General features: G+C 38.4%; 23 protein-coding genes. 12 read left to right on the top strand and 11 right to left on the bottom strand.

Annotated elements, in window-relative coordinates:
* The first annotated feature begins 46 nt into the window (after positions 1-46).
* Positions 47-778 carry a phytanoyl-CoA dioxygenase family protein gene (locus MKP09_RS00480; protein WP_240825477.1) on the top strand — a complete coding sequence of 244 codons (732 nt, stop codon included), beginning with the start codon at positions 47-49 and terminating at the stop codon, positions 776-778.
* Positions 779-802: 24 nt separating this feature from the next.
* Here the strand turns inward: MKP09_RS00480 and MKP09_RS00475 are convergent, their stop codons facing one another.
* The 5 genes from MKP09_RS00475 to MKP09_RS00455 all read right to left on the bottom strand — a co-directional run bounded on the left by MKP09_RS00475 (position 803) and on the right by MKP09_RS00455 (position 5,655).
* Positions 803-1,507: a nucleotidyltransferase family protein gene (locus MKP09_RS00475; protein ID WP_240829007.1), complete on the bottom strand. Its 705-nt coding sequence runs from the start codon at positions 1,505-1,507 to the stop codon at positions 803-805.
* Positions 1,489-1,863 carry an endonuclease domain-containing protein gene (locus tag MKP09_RS00470; protein ID WP_317235220.1) on the bottom strand — a complete coding sequence of 125 codons (375 nt, stop codon included), beginning with the start codon at positions 1,861-1,863 and terminating at the stop codon, positions 1,489-1,491. Before MKP09_RS00470 ends, MKP09_RS00475 begins: the two co-directional genes overlap by 19 nt.
* A gap of 177 nt (positions 1,864-2,040) precedes the next feature.
* Positions 2,041-2,886: a RapZ C-terminal domain-containing protein gene (locus MKP09_RS00465; RefSeq protein WP_240825473.1), complete on the bottom strand. Its 846-nt coding sequence runs from the start codon at positions 2,884-2,886 to the stop codon at positions 2,041-2,043.
* Positions 2,864-3,592 carry a hypothetical protein gene (locus MKP09_RS00460; protein WP_240825470.1) on the bottom strand — a complete coding sequence of 243 codons (729 nt, stop codon included), beginning with the start codon at positions 3,590-3,592 and terminating at the stop codon, positions 2,864-2,866. The genes MKP09_RS00465 and MKP09_RS00460 overlap by 23 nt, the downstream gene beginning before the upstream one ends.
* A 572-nt stretch (positions 3,593-4,164) precedes the next feature.
* Positions 4,165-5,655, bottom strand: coding sequence for a glycoside hydrolase family protein (locus MKP09_RS00455; RefSeq protein WP_240825468.1), 1,491 nt, complete (start codon positions 5,653-5,655; stop codon positions 4,165-4,167).
* 51 nt (positions 5,656-5,706) lie between these two features.
* Here MKP09_RS00455 and MKP09_RS00450 point away from each other — a divergent pair, with 51 nt between their 5' ends.
* The 11 genes from MKP09_RS00450 to MKP09_RS00400 all read left to right on the top strand — a co-directional run bounded on the left by MKP09_RS00450 (position 5,707) and on the right by MKP09_RS00400 (position 15,315).
* Positions 5,707-6,240, top strand: coding sequence for a hypothetical protein (locus MKP09_RS00450; protein ID WP_240825466.1), 534 nt, complete (start codon positions 5,707-5,709; stop codon positions 6,238-6,240).
* On the top strand, positions 6,225-7,886 hold the full coding sequence (locus MKP09_RS00445) for an HAD-IIB family hydrolase (RefSeq protein ID WP_240825465.1): 1,662 nt from the start codon (positions 6,225-6,227) through the stop codon (positions 7,884-7,886). The genes MKP09_RS00450 and MKP09_RS00445 overlap by 16 nt, the downstream gene beginning before the upstream one ends.
* Before the next feature lie 99 nt (positions 7,887-7,985).
* Positions 7,986-8,468, top strand: a complete 483-nt coding sequence (locus MKP09_RS00440) for a hypothetical protein (protein WP_240825463.1) — start codon at positions 7,986-7,988, stop codon at positions 8,466-8,468.
* 101 nt (positions 8,469-8,569) lie between these two features.
* Positions 8,570-10,696, top strand: a complete 2,127-nt coding sequence (locus tag MKP09_RS00435) for a helix-turn-helix domain-containing protein (protein WP_240825461.1) — start codon at positions 8,570-8,572, stop codon at positions 10,694-10,696.
* A 65-nt stretch (positions 10,697-10,761) separates the two neighbouring features.
* The gene (locus MKP09_RS00430; protein ID WP_240825459.1) at positions 10,762-11,292 is read left to right on the top strand and encodes a hypothetical protein; all 531 of its coding nucleotides are present in this window, start codon (positions 10,762-10,764) and stop codon (positions 11,290-11,292) included.
* A 32-nt stretch (positions 11,293-11,324) separates the two neighbouring features.
* On the top strand, positions 11,325-11,990 hold the full coding sequence (locus MKP09_RS00425) for a patatin-like phospholipase family protein (protein ID WP_240825457.1): 666 nt from the start codon (positions 11,325-11,327) through the stop codon (positions 11,988-11,990).
* Positions 11,987-12,361 carry a hypothetical protein gene (locus tag MKP09_RS00420; RefSeq protein ID WP_240825455.1) on the top strand — a complete coding sequence of 125 codons (375 nt, stop codon included), beginning with the start codon at positions 11,987-11,989 and terminating at the stop codon, positions 12,359-12,361. Before MKP09_RS00425 ends, MKP09_RS00420 begins: the two co-directional genes overlap by 4 nt.
* A 100-nt stretch (positions 12,362-12,461) precedes the next feature.
* Complete coding sequence (locus MKP09_RS00415) at positions 12,462-13,343, top strand: chloride channel protein (protein WP_240825453.1); 882 nt, start codon at positions 12,462-12,464, stop codon at positions 13,341-13,343.
* The gene (locus tag MKP09_RS00410) at positions 13,316-13,783 is read left to right on the top strand and encodes a chloride channel protein (protein WP_240825438.1); all 468 of its coding nucleotides are present in this window, start codon (positions 13,316-13,318) and stop codon (positions 13,781-13,783) included. The genes MKP09_RS00415 and MKP09_RS00410 overlap by 28 nt, the downstream gene beginning before the upstream one ends.
* Before the next feature lie 51 nt (positions 13,784-13,834).
* A complete protein-coding gene (locus tag MKP09_RS00405) occupies positions 13,835-14,173 on the top strand; it encodes a hypothetical protein (protein WP_240825428.1) in 339 nt (112 codons plus the stop codon).
* A 2-nt stretch (positions 14,174-14,175) separates the two neighbouring features.
* Positions 14,176-15,315 (top strand): FAD-binding protein, encoded by a 1,140-nt coding sequence (locus MKP09_RS00400; protein WP_240825426.1) that lies wholly within the window; start codon positions 14,176-14,178, stop codon positions 15,313-15,315.
* Between the two features lie 11 nt (positions 15,316-15,326).
* Here MKP09_RS00400 and MKP09_RS25085 read toward each other — a convergent pair whose 3' ends face one another.
* The 6 genes from MKP09_RS25085 to MKP09_RS00375 are packed head-to-tail and all read right to left on the bottom strand — an operon-like array spanning position 15,327 to position 18,464.
* Positions 15,327-16,631: a CCA tRNA nucleotidyltransferase gene (locus MKP09_RS25085; RefSeq protein WP_262915047.1), complete on the bottom strand. Its 1,305-nt coding sequence runs from the start codon at positions 16,629-16,631 to the stop codon at positions 15,327-15,329.
* Positions 16,565-16,777 (bottom strand): hypothetical protein, encoded by a 213-nt coding sequence (locus tag MKP09_RS25080; RefSeq protein WP_262915046.1) that lies wholly within the window; start codon positions 16,775-16,777, stop codon positions 16,565-16,567. The genes MKP09_RS25085 and MKP09_RS25080 overlap by 67 nt, the downstream gene beginning before the upstream one ends.
* Positions 16,778-16,819: 42 nt before the next feature.
* The gene (locus tag MKP09_RS00385; RefSeq protein WP_262915045.1) at positions 16,820-17,215 is read right to left on the bottom strand and encodes an L-threonylcarbamoyladenylate synthase; all 396 of its coding nucleotides are present in this window, start codon (positions 17,213-17,215) and stop codon (positions 16,820-16,822) included.
* Between the two features lie 5 nt (positions 17,216-17,220).
* Positions 17,221-17,388: an L-threonylcarbamoyladenylate synthase gene (locus MKP09_RS25075; RefSeq protein WP_262915044.1), complete on the bottom strand. Its 168-nt coding sequence runs from the start codon at positions 17,386-17,388 to the stop codon at positions 17,221-17,223.
* Positions 17,389-17,391: 3 nt separating this feature from the next.
* Positions 17,392-17,934, bottom strand: coding sequence for a glycosyltransferase family 4 protein (locus MKP09_RS00380; RefSeq protein WP_240825424.1), 543 nt, complete (start codon positions 17,932-17,934; stop codon positions 17,392-17,394).
* Positions 17,883-18,464 (bottom strand): glycosyltransferase, encoded by a 582-nt coding sequence (locus tag MKP09_RS00375; protein ID WP_240825422.1) that lies wholly within the window; start codon positions 18,462-18,464, stop codon positions 17,883-17,885. The genes MKP09_RS00380 and MKP09_RS00375 overlap by 52 nt, the downstream gene beginning before the upstream one ends.
* Between the last annotated feature and the right edge of the window lie 181 nt (positions 18,465-18,645).

The following is an 18,645-nucleotide window of genomic DNA, read 5'->3' as shown; positions in this document are numbered from 1 at the left end:
AAAACAAGAGTATTGAGATGTTTACCTCAAGATCGGCAATCACTTTATGGAAGAGTTACAGATGTATAGAAATGAGATTTCCGAGCTTGGATTTTCTATAATAGAAAACATTTATTCGCCGTGTGAAATTGAAAAGATTATTGGCTGCATTGATCAGGCGGCTTTATCAAATAGAGAAACATTTAGAAAATCCTCAGATTTGTTTGCAATCAGGCAGTTTCTGAAAGAGGTTCCTTCTGTTCAGCCATTGGTTTTTAATAACAAATTAAAAGAGATCATTCAAGAGCTTTTTGGGAAAGATTATTTCGTTGTAAAAAGTATCTATTTCGATAAGCCCGAAACTTCAAATTGGTATGTTTCTTATCATCAGGATTTAACTATATCAGTTGATAAAAAGATAGACCGAGAAGATTTTGGTCCATGGACAACCAAACAAAATCAATTTGCCGTTCAGCCTCCAATCAACATTTTGAAAAGTAATTTTACGATCAGAATACATTTGGATGAAACTGATGAAAACAATGGCGCTCTAAAGGTTATTGAAAAATCTCATTTGAAAGGAATTTACCGGCCCGAAACAATAGACTGGGCAATAGAAACTGAGAAAGTTTGCAAAGTTGCGAAGGGTGGAATTATGATCATGAAACCTTTGACGCTGCACGGTTCGAACCGGACGACAAATAAACAACGTCGCAGAGTCATCCATATCGAATTCTCAAATGCCAAACTACCTGAAGGATTGAATTGGTCGGAAAAATTAAATATTTCGATCGCGTAAATAAAGCTTATACCTACTTTTATACTAATCAAACATTGCTTCCGCAACCGCCACACTTTCCGGCTTACCCACATCCACCCATCGGTCTCCGCTGTGTTCAAAGCCAACTATTTTTTGTGTTTTAGCAAGGTCGAGATATAAATCAATCAAAGAAAATTTGCCATTCAGTTTAATCAAATCAAAGATGTCATATTCAAATATTACAACACAATCGTACGCCTTTGCAATTAGATTACCTTTTGGTACCGAAATTCTTTCTTCACCCGTTGTATTATTGCGCCAGCCACACAGTTGGTTATTTTCATCAAATAATAAATTGCGCGATGTTTTTCTATTGCTTACAGTAAACGTTATTAAGGCTTTTTCTTTTTTATGAAAATCAAGAAGAGCGCTAATATCAAGGTCCGTCAAAATATCTGCGTTGCAGGTAATAAACCTCTCGCCTGGCTTAAACAGATGCTTTGCGTGCAGTAATCCGCCGCCGGTTTCCAGCACGGTATCTCTTTCATCACTAATTATAATATTGCTTCCCCAGCCATCATTTTTTTGTATGGCTTCCTCAATTTGATCTGCAAAATGATGCACATTTACAATTACATCTTTAATACCATGTTGCTGTAAATATTCAACATTTCTTTGTAAAAGCGACTTGCCATTTATTACCGCTAAAGCCTTTGGATGCTTGTCTGTCCAGGGTTTGAAGCGGGTGCCTAGGCCAGCGCAAAAGATAAGTGAACCCCCAACCCTGAAGGGGAGGAATGTGCTACTTCTCCAGCTTCTGAAATTATGTTTTTGCTGTTTTCCATTCCGTTGTTTATATACTCTTCAATTGTGGCGATAACTTTTTCCAGATGCTTTTCAATTTCTTCATTGGTAAATCTAAGCACTTTCAAACCGTCGCTTTCCAATAAAGTTTGCCTTTGGGCATCATTTTCTTTTACATCATTTTTTAAATGAATACTGCCGTCAACTTCTATAGCAAGCTTCAAAGCATGGCAATAAAAATCCAAAATATAAATTGCATAAGGATGTTGCCGCCTAAATCTTAACCCCAAGGGCTTCGTTTTCAAATATTCCCAAAGAATTGTTTCCGCGTTTCCCTGTCACGTAACTCTCGCGCTCTTTGATATATTAATGGATTTGCTCCTGCGTGCATTTTCTTTTTCATCAGACATCAGTATTCTTTCGGAGTACAGCAAGCTCCCCTTTAGCGGTTGAGGTGTTGCGCCTGCATTCTTTGTTTCATAGCTGTGATTATTTTATTACTGAGGCTGTGCGCTGGTCTCCCCTTCAGGGGTCGGGGGTTGTGTGTTGATCCAATTCTTCGCATCCTGTACACAGTGCTGTAGCTCAACCTTCACTTTAAACTTATTTCTTAGATGCCTTGCAAGCGCGTCGGCAGCATACACGCTGCGGTGCTGTCCACCCGTGCAGCCGAAACTCACATACAAACTCTCAAAACCTCGTTTAATATAATCTTCTACGCTAATATCTACCACGTCAAAAACACTATGCAGAAATACCGGCATTTTTGTTTGCTGCTCTAAATATAGTATCACTTCTTTATCCCGGCCTGTCTGGCATTTCATACTTTCCACCCGACCCGGATTTAAAATTCCCCGACAATCAAATACAAAACCTCCGCCATTTTCGTTATCAACAATTGGCAATCCTTGTTTAAACGAAAAGCTGCAAACCTTTACTACAAGCGGTGTTGTTTCGCTTGCCTGAACTGGTGTAAACTGCTGTACAATTTCATCATCAACACATAATCTTAGCACTTTCTCAAATTCGGGAAGCGCTATGCCCATTGGATTTGTAGCCACAAATGACCTCAGATTTTTTAGTGCCAGCGGAATGCTGGTAAGAAAATGTGCTTTTCTTTCAAACAATCCTCTAAATCCGTAAGCGCCTAACACCTGTAACAACCTGATCAACACATATCCGTTATACTGGCTTGCAAAGCTCAGTTTGTTTAAAGGCTTGTCCAGCAATGGTTCCAGAGCGGTGATGTAATCTGCCAGTAAATTCATTTTCCAGTCGTCGGGCAATGCTGCGCGGGCTTGCCAAAGCAATGATGCTACATCATATTGAGGCGCACCATTCATTCCACCTTGGTAATCTATAAAATGAACGGCCTCCCCAGCCCCCTCCGGAAGAGGGGGAGACAGATTCTTTTACCTGTATATTCCTGCTTTGAAAATCGCGAAACATAAAAAATTTATAGTCAGTGTGCGTGAGGTAATTGCTTAAAGCTTCGAAATCATCGATCAATTTCTGTTTATCATAAGGTTTACGAAGTGCGTCTAAAAAATAATATTTGAAATATAGCAAATCAGCCATAATGGCTTGCTTGCCAAATTCACTATTAGTAAGGCATTTGCTATAATCTAATCCCTTGTCTCCTTCTACCTGTAAACGAGCCAGTTGTTCCAGGCTTTGCTTGTAAAGATTGTACACTTCTGGTGTATATCCTTCATTTTCCAGCCGATTAATGAGCGAGACATCTCCAAAATCTTCCTGTAAATAATATTGCCGGTCTTCACTTACAGCATATATATTAGCGGTCGGTAAATTTTTTGCAGCAAAATGTTCGGAGAAATATAAAAACGAATTATTCTCCGGAACGTTAGCGCCATAAGTCCCTATTACGGATGTGCCGTTATTATCCCAAATTCTGAAATACCGGCGCTCACTGCCCGCTTGTTGTAAAACATCAATGGAGGTTGGTTCGCTTCCGCTCCAACTTTTATATAAATTTTCTATTGCTTCGATTTTTTCCTGCATCGGGCAAACGTACAGAAAAATTTTCACCCGAATTTTAAGCCATCAGGGTAAAATTTTTCTGTTAAGTTCTATTCGACAAAAAAGGCAGCGAAGCCGTAAACTAAAAAATATACGAACGAAATGTAATTAATTGTCTGAACCTTGATTTATAGGATTAACAGATTATTTTGATTTTATTAAACCACGAAATGGGAAACGTATGTATAATCCCATATAAAGATGCTTATGATTCGCAATAAAGTGAGCGCCTATAAGTTTCGCGCCATCTCTTGTATTAAGCCATTCTTCCTTTTATTGTTGTCAGCACTAATTAGGATTTTAACCACGATAGTTGCGAATTTCAAAATATCAGACATGCAGGCGGCTCAAATAGCAAAAAACAAAATCCCTGCGTTGACACGTAGGGATTAAACCAAAACTAACTGCTTATGAGAAAAACTTGTTATTGTACTTCTAATAATTAGACGGCATATTGATTTAATACGTTCGCTATATAAAAGGCTTTAACATTTTTTTAAACGTTAACGTTTGAAATAAAATATGTTATTATAATTGATATTGATTTACAATGTTTTAGAATAGTAATACTTCTTAAATATCTACTGTTTTAACTCTTCAACAATATATTCGTCTTCCAACGGCGGTAATTTTTTTATAAAACTATTATTTAAAGAAACGACAGAAGATGCTGAATAAATGCCAATTAACTGATTGCTATAACTATAATCTATGAGTGTAAGTTTTACGAGGCCGTCAATAGCAAGTTCAATATAATTCCCAAATCGTATCAGTTTAAAATGATAATTGTAGGCCTTATTAATTGCAAAAATATTGTCCTGTAATACGGTGAATTTGAAATTTGATCTGTTGTCAGCATCGTTAAATCCCCAGGCACGCACTTCTACATGCCCGTTTACTACATCAAAGGAATAATAATAACCCGACCCGTCTTCGTCCATGTCTGTTACCAATCCAAGTTTACCCATTCCTTCAACAGACAAGACTCCTTCCCAAATAAAATCATCAGCTGGCTTTTCAAATACAAATATTTCATAGCCACTTTTTGATCCTACCACCCAACGATTGTCTTCAATTTCAAGATTTGCAGTTGGATTGCCAAATAGTCGGCGTACTTCTTTAAAGTGATTTTGGTCGATTGGGTCATACGCAATATCCTCCCAATGATCAAAACTTTTTAACAACAATCTGCCTTTGTCATCAGTATCTAATTGCTTTGGAGGTAAAAATACCCGGTGCGAGTTGATCAGTCCTGAAGTGTAGAAAAACGCATAGATCAAAAGTTTGCCATTTGTGCTTTCAACAACCCGTGCTGCATAATTTCCCTGAGGCAACAACACGTTAGCATGAAAAGCATGGTACTCACCCTGAAATTGATCGCTAAACCAGTATCTCACTTTTACATCTTCTCTAATTGAGGCAATAGAATAGAATCTTCCGTTGAGTTCAAACGCACATGGACATTCCAGGTCATCATAAACCATTGGATAGTGTAGTGGTGGCAAATAAGTTATCGAATCATTTTCCTGCTTCAGCAAACCGATGCAACCACGTCGTGAAATAGGTCCCTTTGCCGATCTTGCACATATTAAATAGTAAACTTCACCGTCATAATCAAGACGGAAGGGGTCTCTGAAGCTTAGCCATTTTCTTGGGCTGTCTTCCATGCTTTCATAAAAAGGGCCCTTTGATTCGATAGGAAAGATTGCTTCATTTTTCTTCTCCCAGCTGTACAGGTCGTACGACACGGCGAGGCCAATTAACGAATTGGTGCCGCGAAGCTTACGCTGAAGGCCTGTATAATACATTTCAAACCGTTCGCCAACTTTACATACATGCATAGTCCACAACATATCATCATCCCATTCGCCAGGATCACCAACAAAAAGTGCGTTCTTTACACGTTTCCATGAAATACAGTCTTTGGATACAGCATGGGCTATATAGTCGTGATTTGGTATGATCAAATGGAATAAATGATATATCCCATCATGTAAAATAATGGTTACATCGCCTATCTCCCAGTCGCTGAAACCTGAACCCGTGTAGAATCTCCTTTGTATATTTTGCATTTCGCTAAAAATAGTTATATTTCGATTATCTCAAAAACCACACCTTTGAAAATGAAAAATTATTATATTCAGTTATTTAGCCCTCATGGTTTAATTAGATTTAAAAATGCAGAGGTAGGTCGGGATAAAGATACAGGCGGACAGGTAAAATATGTTTTAGAACTGTTGGAAGCTTTAGCAAATCATCCTAATATAAGAAAAGTAGATCTGTTTACCCGTCGGATAACAGACAAAAGAGTATCAGATACCTACAGCCAGCCTATCGAGATCGTTAATGAAAAAGCGCGTATTATAAGGGTCGATTGTGGCGGACAGCTTTACAAAGAAAAAGAACAATTATGGGAACATTTGGATGAATTTATCAATAATACCATTCGCTTTAATGAAGATGAGGATGATTACCCTGACATATTACACGGCCATTATGCTGATGGTAATTATATAGCCTGCGAACTAAGCAAAATCTTCGCGCTTCCCTTCTTTGCTACAGGCCATTCGCTTGGGCGTAATAAAAGAAATATATTACTAAGCCAGGGTTGGGATGAAAAAAACTCAACGACAGGTTTAATATGCAAAGGCGCATAGACGAGGAAGAAAAGGTAATTGCTAATGCTGATGTTGTAATAGTAAGCACCCAGCACGAAATTGAAACGCAATATAAAGACTATATACATAAGTCAAAGGCTAAGTTTAAGGTGATACCGCCCGGTATTAACAGCGAAATATTCTATCCTTACTATCGGCTTGAGATGCCGTCCTTTACTATGACAATTGAGCAGGAACAGGCTCTTTATAAGATGAATTCAGAAATAGAGCGGTTTCTTTTTAATGCTGATAAACCGCTTATACTTTCAATAGGAAGAGCTGATAAAAGAAAGAATTTTGAAGCCATTATCAATAGTTATGGAGAGGATAAAGAACTACAAGCAATGGCCAACCTTGCTATTTTTGCCGGCGTAAGAAAAGACATTTCGCAAATGCCCGATGACGAAAAAGAGATATTGACCAACTTACTTTTATTAATGGATAAATATGATTTGTATGGTAAGATGGCATTGCCTAAGAAGAATGATCCGGGCGTAGAAGTACCCGAAATATATCGTATTGCTGCGCAGAAGAAAGGTGTTTTTGTTAATGCCACGCCGGGAGAGAATTTTGGACTAACAATTGTAGAAGCCGCAGCTTGTGGTTTACCAATTGTTGCGTCGCCAACAGGCGGCCCAAAAGAAATTGTTGGGAATGCACAAAATGGTTTGTTAGTTGATGTGGAAGACACGGCAGCCATTGCAGAGGCGCTCAAAAAAATAATAGCTGACCGTTCGCTTTGGGATCAGTATTCTACAAATGGTATCAAAGCCGGTGCCGAAGATTACGCCTGGAATAAGCACGCTGAAAAATACATGGAAACCGTTGAACAGATCTTCAACGAAAAATCAAAAACATTGCAGGCACAAACTTCTTTTGGCCGCAAACTAGCTGATGCACAATTATTTTTAATTAGTGATCTGGATGGAACTCTTGTAGAAGGGGATGATTTAAATGGTCTCGACCATTTAATGAAATGGTTAAAGAAAAACTCGAATGTGGTGTTTGGTATTTCAAGTGGCAGAAATAAGCAATTGGTGACAGAAGCACTCGAAAAATATCCCTTTGTAGATCCCGATATTATTATCTGTTCGGCAGGAACAGAATTATATTATACCAAAGATTTTGTACCAGATACTGGGTGGGAAAAACATATTAATCATCAGTGGAAACGCCAGGCTATTGTAAATGCAATGGAAACGCTTACCAATATTACACCGCAACAGGACAGTGCACAATGGCCATTTAAAATTAGCTATTACGCTAACGAAAGTTTTTCAAGTGACGATCTGGCTAATATAAATAAGCAATTATACGATAGCAAACTTCCGGCGAAAGTGTTGCTTACAGACAATAAATACCTCGACATTATTCCGCGTAGAGCAGGGAAGGGCAATGTTGTAAGATATTTAAGTTATAAGTGGAAAATACCTGTTGAACAATTTATAACAGCCGGCAATGGTGGTAACGACATTGATATGCTACAGGGTCAGGCGAGGGGAATTGTTGTAGCTAACTACAGTAAAGAACTGGATGTACTAAAAGGAAAGCGTAGTGTTTATTTTGCAAAGCAGCCTCTTTCAGCAGGAATATGGGAAGGAATAGAACACTATTTAAAAACTGGCAAAAGCAGGCTGAAGCCATGATTTTAATAAAGTATAGACTGTTGTATAAACATTTCTTGCCTTAATTAATTTGTTGGCAAGGCATTTGCGCGCATTAATTATCACCGAAAAATTTTAATAATGAGAGCCCTGTTATTTCTTGCATTAATAAGTATTGTGTCCTGCACCAGTCCTACCGGAAAGGATACAGAAAACGAACCTAAAATTGAAAATGTAAGTGTAGAACCCAAAGCAATAGCCGGAGGTGAACAATGTTATTTATTTATAGCAGTAAAAGATACTTATGCTTTAAAACTGAATATCATTGATAATACTGTTAAAGGCACTGCTGTTTATAAGAACTACGAGAAGGATAGCAGCCATGGCGCTGTAGAGGGAGAAGTTGATGGAGATATTATTCATCTGTGGTACAGTTTTCAGTCAGAAGGGATGAACAGTGTTAGGGAATTGTATTTTAAAAAAAATGGCGACCAATTGACCACTGGTATTGCCGAGGAGCAAGTTAAAGGTGACTCAGCGTATGTGCCTGATAAAAATAGCGTGAAGTATTCAGGCCCTGTTTATGCAGAAGGAGATTGTAATTCGGTACCAGTTTTAAAGTAATAAGAAATTCAGCATTTTTTTATAAACTTTGTGCATGGCACGAAAGTGTATTCACTAAAAATGCTAACACTATTTTCTTTTTAATGCTTTAAAACAAATTCTTGCACCATCTTTTCGAATTAATTGAATATACGAACCGAAGCATATTTCTAACTGGCAGGGCAGGTACCGGAAAAACAACTTTTCTTCAGAATTTCGTACAAAAAACTGCCAAGAAGTTTGCAATAGTTGCACCCACCGGCATTGCAGCTATTAACGCTGGTGGCATTACCATTCATTCTATGTTTGGACTGCCGCTGACTACGTTTGCTCCTACCGCAGAATTTATCGACAGGAATGAGGCGATCAATATTCCTAATTTACTACCCCATTTTAAATACAGGCGCGATAAGCTAAAACTGTTGCGAACCCTGGAGATACTTATTATTGATGAAGTATCTATGCTACGTTGTGATGTGCTGGATATGATGGACCTGGCTTTGAGAAGCGCAAGAAAATCGCAGCAACGATTTGGAGGACTGCAAATACTTTTTATTGGAGACCTGCATCAGTTACCTCCCGTGGTTAAATCTGAAAGCGAAACCATACTTTATAGTTATTATAATTCACCTTTTTTCTTTGAAGCAAAAGCTTTGGAAGGGTTAAGCCTGTTAACGGTTTCGCTCACAAAAGTTTATCGGCAAACCGATGCTGTTTTTTTACAAATGCTAAATGCTATTCGTGATAATGATCTGCAAAATATAAACTTTGATCTTCTGCATAGCCGTTATCAGCCTGAGTTTGAGCCTGAGGAGTTTTATGTCCATCTTGTGTCTCATAATTACATGGCGGATGCCATCAACAAACAACAATTAAAAGCCTTACCTGGGAAAAGTCGTATATATCGGGCCAATATTCAGGGCGAATTTAAACCACATCTTTTCCCTAATGAGGAAGAACTGGAACTGAAAGAAGGTGCACAGATCATGTTTATTCGAAATGACAAAGAAGAAAAAAGATTTTATAACGGGAAACTGGCCACTGTTGTGGAATTAAAAGACGATGAAATAAAAGTATTACCGCAGGATGAAACCCGGGAACTTACTATCGTCCGTGAAAAATGGGAAAATAAAAAATATTTTATTGATCAGGAAAATAATGTAGCGGAAGATGTAATAGGAAGTTATGAGCAATTTCCTTTTAAGCTTGCCTGGGCTGTAACCATTCATAAAAGCCAGGGGCTGACCTTTGATAAAGTTATTATTGATGCGGGCCGGTCATTTACCAGCGGTCAGGTTTATGTGGCTTTAAGCCGATGCCGAACTTTGGAAGGAATTGTGCTAAAGTCTAAAATTCCCGCAAATGCTATTATAAATGACGATCGGATACATCGCTTTCAACAAGAAACCGACGCCGGCGATCAAATCGCAGCTATTGTTGCCGCCGAACAATATAACTACGCGGGTAATAAGTTGCTGCAAAAGCTAAACCTACAGCAGTTATCGGCAGAAGCCGAAGAATGGGAAAAGGCGATCGGCGAAAGCGCTGTATTGGATAGTGAAGAAGTAATGCGAGTAGCATCCGAAGTTGCTATTCAAATTAAAGAGCTGGAAGATGTATTGGAAAAATTTTCAAATTATCTAAATCAAAAGCTGAAGCTGTATACACAAACACAGGAAGACTGGAAGGCTATTGAAGATAAAAGTAAAGGTGCCGTTAATTTCTTTTTTAAGAAGATGAATGAGAACGTGTTTGATGTTATCAAAGAATGCTACGCTGAAACCAAAGGCGCTAAGGGTTTGAAAGGATATAACGATGTATTGAAAAATTTTATAGATGTTACAGCAGCTTACCTTTCGTCTTTAAAAGAAGCAAAGCTTTTTGATACTGTATTATACGAAGGAGAGATGGCTAAAATCATTACAGTAGTCGCAAAGAAGCCAACACATATTATTTCGTATCAGCTTTTTGATGAGGGAAAATCACCGAAGGAAATTGCTGAGCTGAGAAGTATTACTGAAGGCACTGTGCTGGGGCATTTGGCAAAAATGGCTGCGGTTGGCGTACTCGATATTCATGGATTATTTACGGCCGAGCAGATAAAATTATTTGAGGATCGTTTTAGAAAGCAACCTTTCAAAACTGTCACCGAATGGAAAAATGCCTTACCAGATTCTTTTGACTATAATGAAATAAGAATATTGTTGAATCATTTTACTTATCAGTTTGGAAAACAGGCATCATCTTAATCGCCTGAATTGGTTATAATAATAATGCTGCCGATGCCATAACTTAGTATCAGAAAAAGATGCTCATGAACTTCTTAAAAAACCTGATGGCCCTGGTTTTAATTTTTATTGTTACGGGGATCAATGCGCAAACTGAAACAGAGTTTACAAAAGGATGGCTGTTTAACCTAAAACTTACCAATGGAGTTGCTACTAATTTTAAATCAGGTAGTCCGGATATGTATACCGGAGGTTTAGGAATAAACCCCCAGGTTACTATGGTACCCGGCCTTTTAAGGATCGGTATTAATGCTTCGGCTGTTTATAATGACAAAAAATTTAGCGGGTTGTTTGGGCCAATGGCCGCATTAAAACTTAAAACCTTCGGCACAGAAAATTTTGGAAGTTTTGCCAACATGCATTTAATAGCAGAAGCGAATTGGGGAACGAATCATCAACAAATGATAGGCGGAGGACTTGGCTTTGAAATATTGTCCTTAGCGCATATTGGCCTTACTGCTCAACGCGATTATAAACTTAATAATTGGTGGTTACAATCTTTTATTGCGATCAGGCTTAATAAGATCAAACAAGAAGAAGACCGGTATGCAAGGTAATATCCAAATTCATATTCTATAAAAATATACGGATGAAACAGGCTCTCGTTATAAGTGGCGGTGGTTCTAAAGGAGCTTTCGCGGTTGGTGTTGTCAAAGACTTGATGAATATTTATCAATTGGATTTCAACACACTTATTGGAACCAGCACGGGCGCTTTAATAGTACCATTGGTGGCGTTGGGAGAACTGGAAAAGTTAGAAGATTTATATACGTCCGTAACTGATGATCAGATATTGGTGAAATATAATTTAGGAAAAAGGCTTAATTCTAATTCTATTTTTACAGCGGGCCCTTTAAGCGATAAGATCGATGCTTTATATACAGATGAGTACTTTGAGAAAGTACTCAAATCAGAGAAAGAAATTTATTTAACTACAACTTGCCTGCAAACGGAGGAATTGGTGGTATTTACTACAGCAAAACATCCGGTAGAGAATAGCTATTATAATGTTCGGAAAATTGTGAGCGCTGATCAGTTTCGACGTGCCATATTAGCATCTGCCAGTCAACCCGTTTTTATGCCACCCGTTAAGGTAAATAAGACCGTCCCTAATGAAACGTTTCCAGAAAATCAGTTTGTTGATGGTGGTGTACGGGAATATGCTGGTATTGGAATGGCGGTAGATGCAGGAGCGGAAGAAATTTTCACTATCATTCATTCAGCAAAAAAATTACGCATACAAACGAGCAATTGACGAATTTGTTTGCAGTGCTTGAGAAAACGATTTCTATTTTTATTACCGATGTAGGTGATAATGATCTATATCTACCCAATCAATATAATGCAGGACTCTTATACATTAGCAAAGTAAAAGAGCGGATGCGGTCATTAGGTGTGAGTGAGAGTGTGATAGGCCAATATTTTGATATTGAAGATGCTGGTGACCTTTATCAGAATAAAAAGCCGATCAAAATACATTTGATACAGCCGGAAAATAATTTGGGAGGAGGACCCGGTGGTCTTGTATTCGATCCTGCTGAAATGAAAAATATGCTGCTCCAGGGACAGTTGGCTTTGCAGTCTTACGTTGCTGGTATAAACACCGGAGATGTAGACTGGGCTTGATTTGTAGGCTTTGGGTTCAGAAACTTCATTATAAGTTTTGCATTTGCTACTTAAAAGCTGTTACTTTGGAGGGTATGTAAAAACTGCTAACTACTCGATAATGAAGTTTTTTCAATCTGGTTTTTTCAATTACTTTAAAGAACTCGGTAAACGCATTTTTGATAATATCAAAAGTGAGCGTGTAAAGAATAATTTGCTAACAGCCATCCCATTTTGGTTGGGATCTATTATTGTAGGTTGTGCAGCAGTATTTTATGCGCAACTTTTTCTTTTAGGGGAAAACCTTTTAGTCAAAATGATTCATAATCGCATTTGGCTATTGTTTATTATTATGCCAGTTGCCTTTATTGTATCATGGTGGCTGGTTAAGAGATTCTCTCCTTACGCTCGTGGTAGCGGTATTCCCCAGGTAATGGCTGCTATTGAATTTGCCAACCCTAAAGATTACGATAAAGTAAAACGTTTGCTAAGCGTAAAAATCATCTTTTATAAAGTTGTATCCAGTTTTATTTTGGTATTGGGCGGCGGAGCCATTGGCCGTGAAGGACCAACCATTCAAATATCCGGCGCTATTTTTAATAAAATTTACGAGATACTCCCAGGTTGGTGGCCGCGCATATCGCGTAAAAGTATGATTGTAACTGGTGCCGCTGCTGGACTGTCAGCAGCATTCAACACACCACTTGGTGGGGTTGTTTTTGCAGTAGAAGAACTTACCAAAATACATTTTAATCATTTTAAGACGGCTGTTTTTACGGCGGTAATTATTGCAGGTTTAACCGCGCAACAATTAGCCGGGACTTATTTATACCTTGGGTTTCCAAAGACAACAGCCGTGTCATTCAGTGGGTTAATGGCTATAGTGTTACTGGGCTTACTTGCAGGTGCTGCGGCCTCTTATCTAAGCAAAACAATACTGTTGCTTCAGCGCTGGCGCAATAGCTTCAATGCTACATGGAAGCATCTTCTTTTTTGGTATTAAGCGCGTGGATCATCGCATCGTTAGCTTATTTTGTAAGTGAGCATGTATTGGGTTCTGGTAAAGAGTTAATGGAACAGTATTTATTTACTTCTCAAAAACATGCAAAGTGGTATGATCCTGTTCTTAGGCTCGTTGGCCCTGCATTATCATTTGCAAGCGGCGGTGCCGGTGGTATTTTTGCACCAGCATTAAGCGGAGGTGCCACAATCGGAAGTTTGTTTTCGGGATGGTTTGGTTTTACGGCTACAGAAACCAATGTAATGATTTTAGCAGGCATGGTTGCTTTTTTAACCGGTATTACAAGAGCGCCGTTTACTTCAGCCATTCTGGTATTGGAAATGACGGACAGACATAGCCTGATCCTACATTTAATGCTGGCAGCTATTGTGGCAAATGTTGTGGCAAGATCATTAACAAACATTCTTTTTACGACTATTTGAAAAACGATTATATGGCAGAACTTTCGGGGCATAAAAAGTTGGGAAAATAAGATGCTACGTTCTAAAAAGAATATGCGAAAAATTCTTATTCTAATATGCTGCTTCCTGTTTTTTGTATCTATCATAATCCCAGTTGCGTTTTTAGGCTACAAGTATTATAAAGACATGCCTGTCAGCCACAGCGACAAACACGGTTTTGTGAATGATGCAAGTCATTTAAATGAAATGTCTGTCGATTCTATTATTAGCGTAAAGCGCGATTCAACTGACGCAATCCTACAACTTATTGCTTTAATAAAAGAGGCTAAAGATAATGGGCGGAAAATTTCTATTGCAGGCGCACAACATTCTATGGGGGACATACTATTTACAAAGGCGGCTTGTTTTTAAGTATGCTTGATTTCAATTATAAGCAATTGGATACATCGACAAACTTCCTAACTGTGGGAGCAGGCGCATTATGGGCAGATATAATTCCATATTTAGATAAATACAATCGCTCCGTTTATGTAATGCAAACCAATAACTCTTTTACAGTTGGAGGATCGGTTAGTGCAAACTGCCATGGATGGCAACCTAACACACAACCCATCGCTTCAACCGTCGAGTCTTTTAGATTGATAAATGCTAACGGAGAACTACTGACATGCAGCAGATATGAAAATCAACAACTATTTTCTCTTGTGTTAGGTGGATATGGATTGTTCGGTATTATTTTAGACCTGAAACTTAAAACCGTACCGAACGAGTTGTATAAATGCAAACAATATATCATTAATAGCAGTGATTATGTGAATGAATTTTTAAGAGTAACGACTGATAAAAATGTGAGGATGGCTTATGGACGTATTAATATTAATCCTCAAAACTTTATGAATGAAAGTATCATATCAACTTTCGTTATTGATACAAATATTAAAAAGGAAGATATTAGCAAGACTTCATTTACAAAACTTAGGCGTACTGTTTTTAGAAGTTCGGTTAACAGCAATTATGGCAAAAATTTGAGGTGGAGAGCAGAAAAAATAACGGCTCGATTGATTTCGAAAAAAGTTTTTTCTAGAAACCAGCTTTTGAACGAAAGTGTTGAAGTATTTCAAAATACAGATCCTCGTTATACGGATATTTTGCATGAATATTTTATTCCAAAGGATTCTGTAAATCAGTTTATAGAGTTGCTAAAAACAGTAATTCCTAAATATGATGTTGATCTTCTCAATATAACAGTGCGAAATGTGATGAAGGATGAAAGTACTTTTTTAAAATATGCGAATACTGATGTGTTTGGTTTTGTTATGCTCTTTAGCCAGCAACGAACTGCCGCGGCCGAAAAGGAAATGGAAAGACTTACAAAAACACTTATTAATGAAGCGGTTTCGTTAAAAGGTACCTACTACTTACCATACAGGCTTCATGCTAGCAAAGAGCAGTTTAATATAGCTTATCCACAAGCCGCTGCATTTTTTTCATTAAAATTAAAGTACGATCCGCAAGAAATATTTCAAAACAGTTTTTATCTAAAGTACAAGTAGTATAGAGTTTGCTAAATCACACCAATTTCCTTCGCTTTATTTTGAAGAAATTCCAGCGCAGCATCTCTGTTGTTTTCTATTGCTCCATCCAGAATGGCATCTTTCAAACTGTCTTTTAGAATGCCGACTGGCTTTGAAGGAGCCAGATTAAATATTTGCATGATTTCAAGTCCGTCAATGGGCGGTTGCCAGCTGCGGATCTGATCTTTTTCTTCAACTTCTTTACAGCGTTCACGAACCAGTTTAAAGTTCTCTAAATAGCGCTTTACCTTGTATTTATTTTTACTGGTAATATCTGCTTCACACAAGGTCATTAATGCGTCAAAGTCTTCTCCTGCATCAAACAGCAAACGACGGATCGCCGAGTCGGTAATATTTTCTTTGGTTAAACTAATCGGGCGTAAATGAAGCTCAACCAACTTTTTTACGAAACGCATTTTTTCGTTTCCCGGCAATTTCATTTCATTGAAGATCTTTGGAACCATGCGGCCTCCCACAACTTCATGGCCATGAAATGTCCAGCCATGGCCTTCTTCAAATCTTTTGGTAGCCGGTTTCGCAATGTCATGTAGAATCGCAGCCCATCTTAACCACAAGTCAGTTGAGTATTTCGCAACATTATCCAAAACCTGAAGCGTATGATAGAAATTATCTTTGTGCCCGTATCCGTCAACATATTCAGCGCCAGCAAGCGCTACCATTTTAGGGAATATAATTTTTAGCAAACCGGTTTTATACAATAGACCAAAACCGATTGAAGGTTTTACAGATAAAATGATCTTGTTCAGTTCATCGGTAATCCGCTCGCGCGAAATAATTTTTATTCTTTCGGCTTGCTCGGTAATAGCCAGCAATGTTTCGCTTGCAATATTGAAATTAAGCTGCGTAGCAAAGCGTATAGCGCGCATCATGCGTAGCGGATCGTCGCTAAAAGTTTGTTCAGGTTCAAGCGGTGTGATAATTATTTTTTCTTCAAGATGCTGAACACCATTAAATGGATCAACCAATTTGCCATAATCTTTTTTATTTAAAGAAATAGCTAAGGCGTTAATGGTAAAGTCACGGCGTTTTTGGTCATCATCTAATGTACCGGGTTGTACTTTAGGTTTGCGGCTATCACGCTGATAACTTTCTTTTCGTGCGCCAACGAATTCAATATCAAAAAACGGGGTTTCTTTCTCCCCCTCTTCCGGAGGGTTGGGGGAGGCTTTTACTCGGATATGCGCCGTTCCAAAATTCTTAAAATAATTTACATGTGGTACGGGATTAAATTTTTTGCGACTGCAGAAGCCAATTCGATGCCATCGCCCACACAAACAATATCGGCGTCTTTGGTTGGGCGGTTCAATAATTTATCACGTACAAATCCTCCTACCAGATAGCTTTCCATGTTCAGCTCCTGTGCGGCTTCTGCAATTTTATCAATAATAAACTTATCCTGTTCGTTTAATTCAATTCCCATTCGCCGCAAAGATAATCGAGTTTGGATTTGCTGGTATTAGAATTAGCTTCTTATCACTTCTACTTTCCCATCTTTCCATCGGATAATCGATGATGGTTGGGCGGCTGTATTATCGGTTTGTTTGTATTCAACTACATAATCAACGCCCGTTTTTATTTCATCGCTAATTGAAGAAAAATTAGGCGCGGCAGGTTCACCCGAAATATTTGCAGAGGTAGACACAATAGGCTTCCCAAATCTTTTTATTAGTGCCCTGCAAAAATCTTCATTACAGATCCTGATGCCGATACTGCCATCTTGAGCTAGTAAATTTTCAGCAAAGCCTAGCCCGTTTTCATAAATAACAGTTGTTGGCTTTGTGGCTGTGTCTAAATAATCAAACAAGCTTAAATCAACGGCTGCGGTGTATTGCATAATTTCTCGTTCTGTAGCAACCAAAACAATCAGCGCTTTGCTATCATCTCTTTTTTCAGCGCATATACTTTTTGTACAGCGTTTGCATTTGTGGCATCGCAGCCAATGCCCCAAACGGTATCTGTTGGATAAAGAATGGTGCCGCCTGCATTTAATACATCAACACATCTTTTAATGTCGTCTTCAAAGTTTATCATAATCTATAAAGCGGAGGTATAAATGTTCATTACTGATTGTACGTAGGCTTCAGAGGTAAAACGTTTCGCGTTTTCAAAACCTTTTTGAATTGCGTGTGCGCGAAAATCTTCATCACTATAATATTTTTCAAATCCTTTAGCCATTTGTTCAGGGCTGTTGGGATCTGCATAAAAAGCGGCATCGCCGCCAATTTCCGGCATGCAGGATGTTGTGGAAGTGATAACCGGCACACCGCCAGACATTGCTTCAATGATGGGCATTCCAAATCCTTCGTAAAACGAAGGGTAAATCATCGCGGTAGACAACTGATAAAGCGCAGGGAAATCTTCCGTATCAACAAATGGTTTTTTCCCTTCCGCCGCCAGTTGATCTGATAGAAAAATAACTTTGTCCTGCATGTTATTTTCAATAAGGTATTCTTTCACTTTGTCTTTATAGGCGCTTCCTTTTCCTACAACCACAAGTGGTAATTCTATTTCATTTTTAATAAGATTCATTGCTCTACAAATATTGAGCAGGTTCTTCCTTTCGATGATAGTACCCACATGCAAAAAAAACTGTCGGGGTAAATTGTATTTAATGCGAACAGCTTCTCTTTTTCTTCTGTTTCAATAACATTAAATATCGGATCACAACTTTGATAAGCTACATCAATTTTGGCAGGATCAGTTTGGTAGTATTTGATAATATGTTTTTTTGTTTCCTCGCTGATGGACATTATTTTATTGGCATTGCGACAGGCATACCGCAATTTGGTCCTGTATATTTTTACATCGATAGGCTTAAAATCTTGCGGGTACAGCTCTGGAAAAAGATCATGAATAGTAACTACAGAGGCAATACCTGTTTTCGGAATGCCAACAGGGATTTCCTGGCTGGGCCCATGATACAGATCGATTTTTAGCTTTTTGAGATCCTCAGTTACCCAATTGCTTCGCCATGCGCTGCTAAGCAATTGATGCAAAATTTTTTTCGGCAACACTTCTTTAACATGAGATGCCGGAGGCGTAAAAAACATGCCAGGCTTTGGATTGAAAAGATAATACTCGTGTTGAGGAAAATAGGACGCCAACAATTTTATGAGCACGCGGCTGAAAAACCCCAACCCGTTCCATTATGGTAAGCTCTTTTCGCATCAAGACCTATTTTCATGCGGCAAAGATAATAATAGTCAATTGTCGATAGTCGATTGTTCATAGATATATAGGTTGAGCATTGTACCGCAGTTGAAGGGAGTGACACAAGATCGATCAGAT

The sequence above is a fragment of the Paraniabella ginsengisoli genome, from assembly GCF_022513635.1.
GTDB lineage: Bacteria > Bacteroidota > Bacteroidia > Chitinophagales > Chitinophagaceae > Niabella > Niabella ginsengisoli.
This window is presented reverse-complemented; position numbering and strand designations above follow the sequence as displayed.

What these genes read in the sequence shown, in the direction of transcription:
- MKP09_RS00480 (WP_240825477.1), top strand. Translation starts at nt 47, where the DNA reads ATGGAAGAGTTACAGATGTATAGAAATGAGATTTCCGAGCTTGGATTT.
- MKP09_RS00465 (WP_240825473.1), bottom strand. Translation starts at nt 2,886, where the DNA reads ATGAATGGTGCGCCTCAATATGATGTAGCATCATTGCTTTGGCAAGCC.
- MKP09_RS00455 (WP_240825468.1), bottom strand. Translation starts at nt 5,655, where the DNA reads ATGCAAAATATACAAAGGAGATTCTACACGGGTTCAGGTTTCAGCGAC.
- MKP09_RS00450 (WP_240825466.1), top strand. Translation starts at nt 5,707, where the DNA reads ATGAAAAATTATTATATTCAGTTATTTAGCCCTCATGGTTTAATTAGA.
- MKP09_RS00445 (WP_240825465.1), top strand. Translation starts at nt 6,225, where the DNA reads ATGCAAAGGCGCATAGACGAGGAAGAAAAGGTAATTGCTAATGCTGAT.
- MKP09_RS00440 (WP_240825463.1), top strand. Translation starts at nt 7,986, where the DNA reads ATGAGAGCCCTGTTATTTCTTGCATTAATAAGTATTGTGTCCTGCACC.
- MKP09_RS00430 (WP_240825459.1), top strand. Translation starts at nt 10,762, where the DNA reads ATGAACTTCTTAAAAAACCTGATGGCCCTGGTTTTAATTTTTATTGTT.
- MKP09_RS00425 (WP_240825457.1), top strand. Translation starts at nt 11,325, where the DNA reads ATGAAACAGGCTCTCGTTATAAGTGGCGGTGGTTCTAAAGGAGCTTTC.
- MKP09_RS00415 (WP_240825453.1), top strand. Translation starts at nt 12,462, where the DNA reads ATGAAGTTTTTTCAATCTGGTTTTTTCAATTACTTTAAAGAACTCGGT.
- MKP09_RS00410 (WP_240825438.1), top strand. Translation starts at nt 13,316, where the DNA reads ATGGAAGCATCTTCTTTTTTGGTATTAAGCGCGTGGATCATCGCATCG.
- MKP09_RS00405 (WP_240825428.1), top strand. Translation starts at nt 13,835, where the DNA reads ATGCTACGTTCTAAAAAGAATATGCGAAAAATTCTTATTCTAATATGC.
- MKP09_RS00400 (WP_240825426.1), top strand. Translation starts at nt 14,176, where the DNA reads ATGCTTGATTTCAATTATAAGCAATTGGATACATCGACAAACTTCCTA.
- MKP09_RS25080 (WP_262915046.1), bottom strand. Translation starts at nt 16,777, where the DNA reads ATGGGAATTGAATTAAACGAACAGGATAAGTTTATTATTGATAAAATT.
- MKP09_RS25075 (WP_262915044.1), bottom strand. Translation starts at nt 17,388, where the DNA reads ATGATAAACTTTGAAGACGACATTAAAAGATGTGTTGATGTATTAAAT.